Raw genomic sequence first — 7,582 nt, forward strand, 5'->3', positions numbered from 1 at the left:
GTGACGCCTCCGCCGGCGGGGGTACGGGCGCGCGCCCGCACCCCCGCCGGCGGAGCACGGAACGGGGCCGAACGCGCAGATCCGGCCACTATGGCGGAGATCCGGCCGCTATGAGGTGACCGGTCCGCCGATGACCGATTAGTCTCGTGATCATGGTGGACATCCGCGAGGTACCCGAGGCCGACATCGACCGTGCTCTGGAGCTCGCGTACCTGGTCTTCAACGACCGGCCCGAGAAAGAGGGCCGCGAACGGCATCACGCCCTGCTGGTGCGCTGCAGCCGGATCGGCGCCTACGACGGCGACACCCTCGTCGGCTTCATGGCCGCCCACGACTTCCGGCTGTCGGTCCCCGGAGCGGACCTGGCCTGTCCCGGCCTCACCTTCGTCTCCGTCGCACCCACCCACCGCCGCCGCGGCGTACTCACCGCCCTGATGGCCGAGCAGCTGCGTCGCGCCTCGGCCGCCGGCAGCCCGATCGCCGCCCTGTGGGCCTCCGAAGCCGCCATCTACGGCCGCTTCGGCTACGGCGGAGCCACCACCGGCGTCACCATCGAGATCGACTCCACCCGGCCGCTGCCCCTGCGCATCGCCCCGGACCGGCGCCCGCTGCGCCTCGTCGCCCCGGAGCAGGCGCTCGCCGTCATCGGCCCCTTCCACGAGGCCGCCCGCGCCGCACGGGCCGGCCGGCCGAGCCGCAGCCCCGAGCGCTGGACCCAGGAGTGGCTGTCCGAACAGGCCGAGGACGACGAGGAGTTGAGTCCGCCCCGGATCATCGTCCTGGGCGACCCGGGCGAGCCGATCGCCGGCTACGTGCTCTACCGCACCAAGCCGGAGGACGACAGCGGGCCCGTCCGCACACCGGGCCTGGTCCGCGTGGAGGAGCTGGAGGCCGGTACCCCGGCCGTCGCCGCCGCCCTGTGGGAGTGCCTCGCCGCCCTCGACCTGACCGGCCGGGTCACCGCGTGGGGCCGCCCCGCCGACGACCCGCTCCTGCACTTCGCCGCCGACCGGGACCAGGTGCGGGTGACCGCCCAGTTCCCCGCGCTCTGGCTGCGCCTGGTCGACGTACGCACCGCGCTGACCGGGCGGTCCTGGGCCGCGCCGGTGGAACTGGTGCTGGAGCTGACCGACGTACGGCTGCCCGCGAACGCCGGGCGCTTCCGGCTCAAGGCGGGGCCGGGCGGGGCCGCGTACGAGCCTGCCCGGGCGGCGCCGGACCTGGCCCTGGACGTACGGGAGCTGGCCGCCTGCTACCTGGGCGGGACCCGGGTCGCCGAACTGGTCGCGGCCGGGCTGGTCGCCGAACACACGCCCGGCGCGGCGGCCGAGCTGGACGCGGCCCTGCGGACGGACCTGCTGCCGCACACGAGCGACGAGTTCTGACACGGCGCGGCGACGGGGGCGGGCGAGCGGACCGCCCCCGCCTCCGGTATCAGGGGCCTCCTCCCGGGCCGGGAGGCATCCGCCGTCAGGCGGGCAGCGAGACCCGGGCCGCGGCCATCCCGAAGCCGGAGCCCAGGACGCCGGTGGACAGCGGGTCGGGCATCCCGTGCAGATCCTCAGGACGGTAACGGGCGACCTTCTGGTGCCAGTTGAGGACACCCGCGTGCCAGTCCCGCAGCTCGCCGACGTACGCGTCCAGGGCCGCGCGCGCCTGCTCGCCGAGCTTCCAGTCGTCGTAGAGCAGCGGCAGCTGGTTCGCGGCGATGTGCTCGAACTCCTCCGTACGCTGGGTCATCAGCGCATGGCAGATGTGCAGCGCCTCCGGGTACCCGATGTCGAAGAAGTTCCGTGTGACGAGGATGTAGTTGTGGACCTCGCCCTCGACCTCCACCTCCTTCTGGTAGGAGAACACGTCGTTGATCAGGCAGGCGGCGTCCGCGACGGCGTTCTCCAGCGACCGGATCGTGCCCGAGGCGTAGATCTCCTCCGGGATGCCCCGCCCCTGGTGCCCCAGCCGGCACAGGTACATCGTGAGGCGGCTGCCGAAGGTGCGGCGGCGCATCTCGGCGTAGTCCACCGGGTCCGGGATGCGGTTCTGGATCTGGTTGTCCACCTCCCACAGCCAGCTCTCCAGCATGTCCACCAGCGTGGCCCGGAACTCGGCGCGCTGCTCCGCCGGCATGCCCGCGACGGTGCGCACCCAGAGGTCGGCCAGCGCGCGCTCCATCGCGGTCACCGGCTCCGGCCGGCCGGCCTGGTCGACGGGGATCATCGCGATCAGCCGCGCCGTGGTCGCCTTCGCGGCCGGCAGGTTCTTGGCCTGCGCGAAGACCACCGGGTAGTAGTCGTCCCCGTACGTGCCCCAGGTCAGCCAGCAGGCGTTGAGGGCCAGTTCCTCCGCGGTGGCGTCCGGGTCGAGTCCCGCCGAGCAGAGCGCGAAGTCGTAGCCCCGCAGCTTGGCCTCGGTCCAGATCGCCGAACCCGGGTCGCCCGCCTGCGGGTCGAGCAGGCCCATCCGCCGCGACCACGCCACCGACTCCTCGCGGGCGTGCGCCAGGTGCGGGCTGAGGCTCAGCCGGTGCGGCATGTAGATGTCGGGGATGACGGAGGGCCCGGTCTTCTCGTACGGGACGTGGGTGAAGGACCGCCGGCGCATGTCCATCGAGCGCCGGGTGAAGACGGACCGCAGGTCGAGCGCGGTGCTGCCGAGCCCGGACGGGAGGAAGGGCAGAGTGAGCGGGGCGGTGGCCCGCGCCTCCTTGTTCATGTAGCGGCTGGAGACCATGTGCCACTCGTGGCCGCCCGACTGCCAGTCCTGCAGGCCCTTGGCGTAGGCGAGTACGGCGGCGATCTCGGCCGGGTCCATGGCGTGGTCGGCGAAGAGCTGGGGGAGCTCGGCGAGCGCGGTCTGCTCGAACTGCTGGAGGCGTGAGGTGAGCAGGTCGTTGGAGGCCTCGGCGGCCTCCTGGGTGGAGCAGCCGAGGAAGGTCTCCAACACCAGGATGGCATTGGACAGTTCGCCCTCGTCGGCGACCTCGCGCTGGTAGGAGAAGATGTCGTTCCTGACGTGCACGGCATCGGAGAACGCGTCGCGCAGCACGCCGAGCGGCCGCGAGTGCGCCACGCGGGCCGGGACCTCGGCGGAGACGTACTCGATCAGGCCCGCGGACCAGGGGGCGCCGCCCACCTTGCGGCGCATCTCGATGTACTCGAGCGGGTTGGCGACGCGCCCGATGTTGATGTTGGCCAGTTCCCACATGGACTCGTTGAGGAGGTTCCGCGTCGATTCGGAGAACCGTTCCCTCCAGTCCTGCGACATCGCGGGAACGGTTCGCCGCCAGAGGTCGGCGAGGCCCGCCTCGACCGGGTTGGTGGGCTCGGGGAAACCGTCGGCCAGATCCATCGGCATGAAGGCGGCGAGCTTGTCGAGGTAGTCCTTGGCGCCGTCGCGGTCCTGCGAGCGCTTGTACATCTCCAGGAAGTGGTCGTCGAAGAAGAACACCCAGACGTACCAGTCGGTGACCAGGGACAGCGCGTCGCCGTCGCAGTCGGGGTGGGTGTACGCGCACAGCAGCGCGTAGTCGTGCGAGTCGATATCGTGCTCCTCCCAGACGCCGGAACCCTCCAGCATCCCGAGTGCGCGCGCCCATTGCTTGGTGTGGACCCTCGCGTCCTCCAGGTGGGGGTTCAGTCGCGCCGGATAAGGCACATAGAAATCCGGCAGTTGAAACGGCTGCGTCACGGCAGGGTCGGCCTTTCGTCCATGGGTGCGGGGGCCGGTGACCCGGCCCCCGCACGAGATCAGCAGTGCCCTACCCCTGGTGGCCCTGGGATAAGGGGGAGTTCACTGCTTCAGGTGACGGACGGGTCGTTCCGCGGTGCGGCGCCCTGGCGCGGGATAGGGACCCCCGGACCGGGCTCCTCGGGTACGCAGGCACCGGTCACGCCGGTCACGCCGGTCACGCCGGTCACGCCGGGACCGGACTCCCCGGACTCCCCGGACTCTTCGGTCGCCTTGGTCCCGTCGCCGAACTGCTCGGCCTGGATCCGGAACATCGCGGCGTAGCGGCCGCCCAGGGCCAGCAGCTCCTCGTGGCCGCCCCGTTCGACGAGGCGGCCCTCGTGCAGCACGTAGATGACGTCGGCGTACCGCACACCCGACATGCGGTGGGTGACCAGTACGACCGCGCGCTGCGGCCCGGCCAGGCCGCGGATGCTGTCGAAGGCGGCGACCTCCGCCTCCGGGTCCAGTGCCGAGGTCGGCTCGTCCACCACCAGCACGCGGGCGTCGCGGAACCGGGTGCGGGCCAGCCCGAACTTCTGCCACTGGCCGCCGGACAGCTCCGAGGCACCCCTGAACATCCGCGCGAGCAGCGTCTCGTAGCCGTGCGGGAGCTTCTCGACGACCTGGTCGGCGCCCGCGTACCGGGCCGCGGCCAGCACGTCGGCGGTCTGGTCCGCGGACCCGTCCGCGCCGCCGGTGCCGGGCCGGCCGATGGCGATGTTGGTACGGGCGGTCACCGGCCAGCGCTCGAAGTCCTGGGTGAGCAGCGAGACCCGGTCGAAGACCTGCTCCCGGTCGGCCTCCCGTACGTCCACCCCGTCCCAGGTCAGCGAGCCGGAGTCGGGCAGGTGCAGGCCCGCGAGGAGTTTGACCAGGGTGCTCTTGCCGGAGCCGTTCTCACCGACCAGCGCCACGACGGTGCCCGCCTCGACGGTGAGGGAGACACCGCTGAGGGCGGGCTCGTCGCGGTCCGGATAGCTGAAGGAGACGTCCTCGAGTCTCAGCGTGCCGAGCCGCTCGGGCAGCGGCAGTCCGCCGGCCGGGACGGCGCGGCGGCCGGCCTCGGCGACGAACCGCTCCAGGTCCCGCACGTACAGGGACTCCTCGTGCAGGGTGTTGGTGGTGGCGACGAGGGCCCCGAGGCTCGCCGAACCGGTGCGCACCGCGATCACGGCGGTGCCGGCGACCGCGAGGTCCATCCGGCCGGTGACGATCAGCGCGCCCATCGCCGTGTAGGTGACGAGGGCCGCGACCCCCGAGAGCGCGGCGGCGAGCAGTTCGGTGGCCGCCTTGTCCCTGGCGAGGCGGGTGGCCTCGGCCTCGGCGTGCTCGCCCATGTTGCGGTAGTGGCCGAGGAGGTAGCGCCCGACGCCGTGCACCCGTACCTCGGGGGCCGACGTACGGGAGATCAGCAGCTGGCCGATGAGCCGGGCGGCCCGGACGTGCTCCACCCAGGTGATCATGGAGAGGTAGCGGCGCTGGGCCACCCGCATCGCGCCCCAGCCGCGCGGGGCGGCGATCAGCAGCAGCATCGGCAGCAGCAGCGGGTGCAGCACGGTGAGCACCCCGGCGGTGGCGACGAGCGAGATCAGCCCGCCGAGGGTGGCCACGCAGGCCCCCACCGTCCGGCGGGCCGAGGGCGGACCCCACTGGGCGCTGTCGAGCAGCCTCCGGAACTCCCCGTCCTCGATGGCCTCGAGTTCCACCTCGACGGCCGCCTTCAGGTACTGCTCGTGCGCGGCCCGCTCCACCTTGGGCTCCAGCCGCCCGGCGGCCGCCGTGGACCAGGAGGCCAGTACGGCGCCCAGTACGGCGACCAGCGCACCCGCGGCGAGGGCGGGCAGCGCGGCGTGCAGCTGGTCGGCCGCGCTGCCCGCGCCGAGCAGCGTACGCAGCACCCGGCTCAGGACGAGCAGCCCGACGGCGGAGGTGACCCCCTGCCCGGCCTCGGCGAAGGCGACGGTGAGCAGGGCCCGCCGGTCGGTGTCCCACGCGAGCCGCAGCGTCCCGCCGGCCATCCGCGGCATGGAGCGCAGGGTGGTCAGCAGCCGGCTCTCCAGCCGGGCGTAGTCGTGGTTGGCCCAGCCGGCGTCGTAGCGCAGCGGCCCGCCGAACAGCCGCCGCTCGCTCTCGGAGACGGCCGGCTCGCCGGACACGGGCCGCTTGAAGAGCCCCACACGAAGCCTCACCGCGGGCCACCCCCGCCCACTGCCGGGTCGAAAGCCACATGAACGTGCACGAATCGCAAGATTCCTCCCGAGGTGCCACGGCCGTGAACTGACGACGGCAGAACGTGGCTGCTCAGAGGGGCGTCACGGGCGCGCGGGGGGCGAACGGTCGCACGGATGCGCTGTCCGGCCGCGAACCCCAAGGGGGCGGCGTTCGCATCACCCGGAGGTGTCGATGACCCCGTTCGAGGGATCGCGCCGATATCCGGCCGCCGGGAGATGCTCCGCGCGTGCGATCTGCCGCCCCCGGATGCCCGGCCGCGCGGGAGGGGCCACTGGATCTCCGGTCATCACGTGAGCAAGGGCTTAGTAGGATCTGCGGGTGCTGAACCACCTGATACCCACCCCGGCCCGAGAGGCTGCTCCGGCGCCCGCCCCGGCGCCTGCTCCGGCGGCCGGGAAGCGTCCGAGGCTGGCGGCTTTGGACGGGCTGCGCCTGATCGCAGCCCTCATGGTGGTCTTCCACCACTATGTCGGTTTCGGTGGTAACGCCGACCCGTCCAAGAACGCCTGGACGAAGCCGGTGGATGTGGTGTTCCCCACTGCGTCCTGGCTGGCGTCCTACACCTGGACCGGGGTCGAGTTCTTCTTCATCATCAGCGGCTTCGTGATCTGCATGAGCAGCTGGGGCCGCAGCCTGGGCGACTTCTTCACTTCCCGGGTGGTCCGGCTCTATCCCGCGTACTGGTTCGCCGTACTCGCCACGACCGCGGTCGTGACCCTCTGGCCGCTGGTCGTGCAGCCGCTGGGGGCGAAGGACGTACTCCTCAACCTCACCATGCTCCAGGAGCCCTTCAAGGTCGGCTCCGTGGACGCCGTCTACTGGACGCTCTGGGTCGAGCTGCGCTTCTACCTGCTGTTCGCGCTGGTGGTGTGGAAGGGCGTCACCTACCGCCGAGTGGTGCTGTTCTGCGTGCTGTGGACCGTCGCCTCGGTGCTGGTGACAGCGGGGCGGGCCCCCTTCGCCGACTACATCCTGATGCCCGAGTACTCGCCGTACTTCGTCGCCGGTGTCGCGATGTACCTGATGCACCGCTTCCGGCCGACCCTGCTGCTGTGGGGCATCGTCCTGGTCTCGTGGCTGTTCTCGGTCCGCCAGGTGACCCTCTACAACGACGCTCTGGCTGGCAGCCTGGGCCGGACGATGGACTCCAAGCCGGCCATCGTGCTGATGACTCTCGGCTACCTGGTGATGATCGTCCTGGCCCTCGGCGGGCTCTCCTGGGTGCGCGGGAAGTGGCTCACCGTAGCGGGCGCGACCACGTACCCGCTCTACCTGCTCCACGAGCACATCGGCTGGACGGGCATCCGCCTGCTCCGCAACGACCTCTCCCCGTGGACGCTGGTCGCGGTGATGACCCTCGGCATGCTCGCCGCCGCCTGGCTCGTCCACCGCTTCGTCGAGCGCCCCTTGTCCGCCCTCCTCAAGCGCGGCCTCACCCGCTCCTTCGAGTCCCTCCGCAGGCAACCGGGCACGGGAGAGGCCCGCTGACCCTGCGGGCGCGAGCCGTCGACCTCGAAAAACGGGGAGGGGGGTGGGGGGCCCGGGGCCGCACCCAGGGTCGTATAAACAAAAGAAGCGGCCGCCGGGAGGGGGGGGGTTGATAACGGTGGGGGGCGGGGGA

4 protein-coding genes are annotated in these 7,582 nt (G+C 71.9%); 2 read left to right on the forward strand and 2 right to left on the reverse strand.

The genetic code is table 11. The features are described from left to right. Positions 1 to 152: 152 nt before the first annotated feature. The gene (locus ACFWP3_RS27070; RefSeq protein WP_384225906.1) at positions 153 to 1,385 is read left to right on the forward strand and encodes a GNAT family N-acetyltransferase; all 1,233 of its coding nucleotides are present in this window, start codon (positions 153 to 155) and stop codon (positions 1,383 to 1,385) included. Between the two features lie 85 nt (positions 1,386 to 1,470). On the opposite strand, the gene ACFWP3_RS27075 is transcribed toward ACFWP3_RS27070, so the two are convergent. Next, positions 1,471 to 3,687 (reverse strand): germacradienol/geosmin synthase, encoded by a 2,217-nt coding sequence (locus ACFWP3_RS27075; RefSeq protein ID WP_384225908.1) that lies wholly within the window; start codon positions 3,685 to 3,687, stop codon positions 1,471 to 1,473. A gap of 110 nt (positions 3,688 to 3,797) precedes the next feature. Beyond that, on the reverse strand, positions 3,798 to 5,918 hold the full coding sequence (locus tag ACFWP3_RS27080) for an ABC transporter ATP-binding protein (RefSeq protein WP_384225911.1): 2,121 nt from the start codon (positions 5,916 to 5,918) through the stop codon (positions 3,798 to 3,800). Positions 5,919 to 6,279: 361 nt separating this feature from the next. On the opposite strand from ACFWP3_RS27080, the gene ACFWP3_RS27085 reads away from it, so the two are divergent. Next, positions 6,280 to 7,449: an acyltransferase family protein gene (locus tag ACFWP3_RS27085; RefSeq protein WP_384225913.1), complete on the forward strand. Its 1,170-nt coding sequence runs from the start codon at positions 6,280 to 6,282 to the stop codon at positions 7,447 to 7,449. The last annotated feature ends 133 nt before the right edge of the window (positions 7,450 to 7,582 follow it).

The sequence above is a fragment of the Streptomyces sp. NPDC058525 genome, from assembly GCF_042719495.1.
GTDB lineage: Bacteria > Actinomycetota > Actinomycetes > Streptomycetales > Streptomycetaceae > Streptomyces.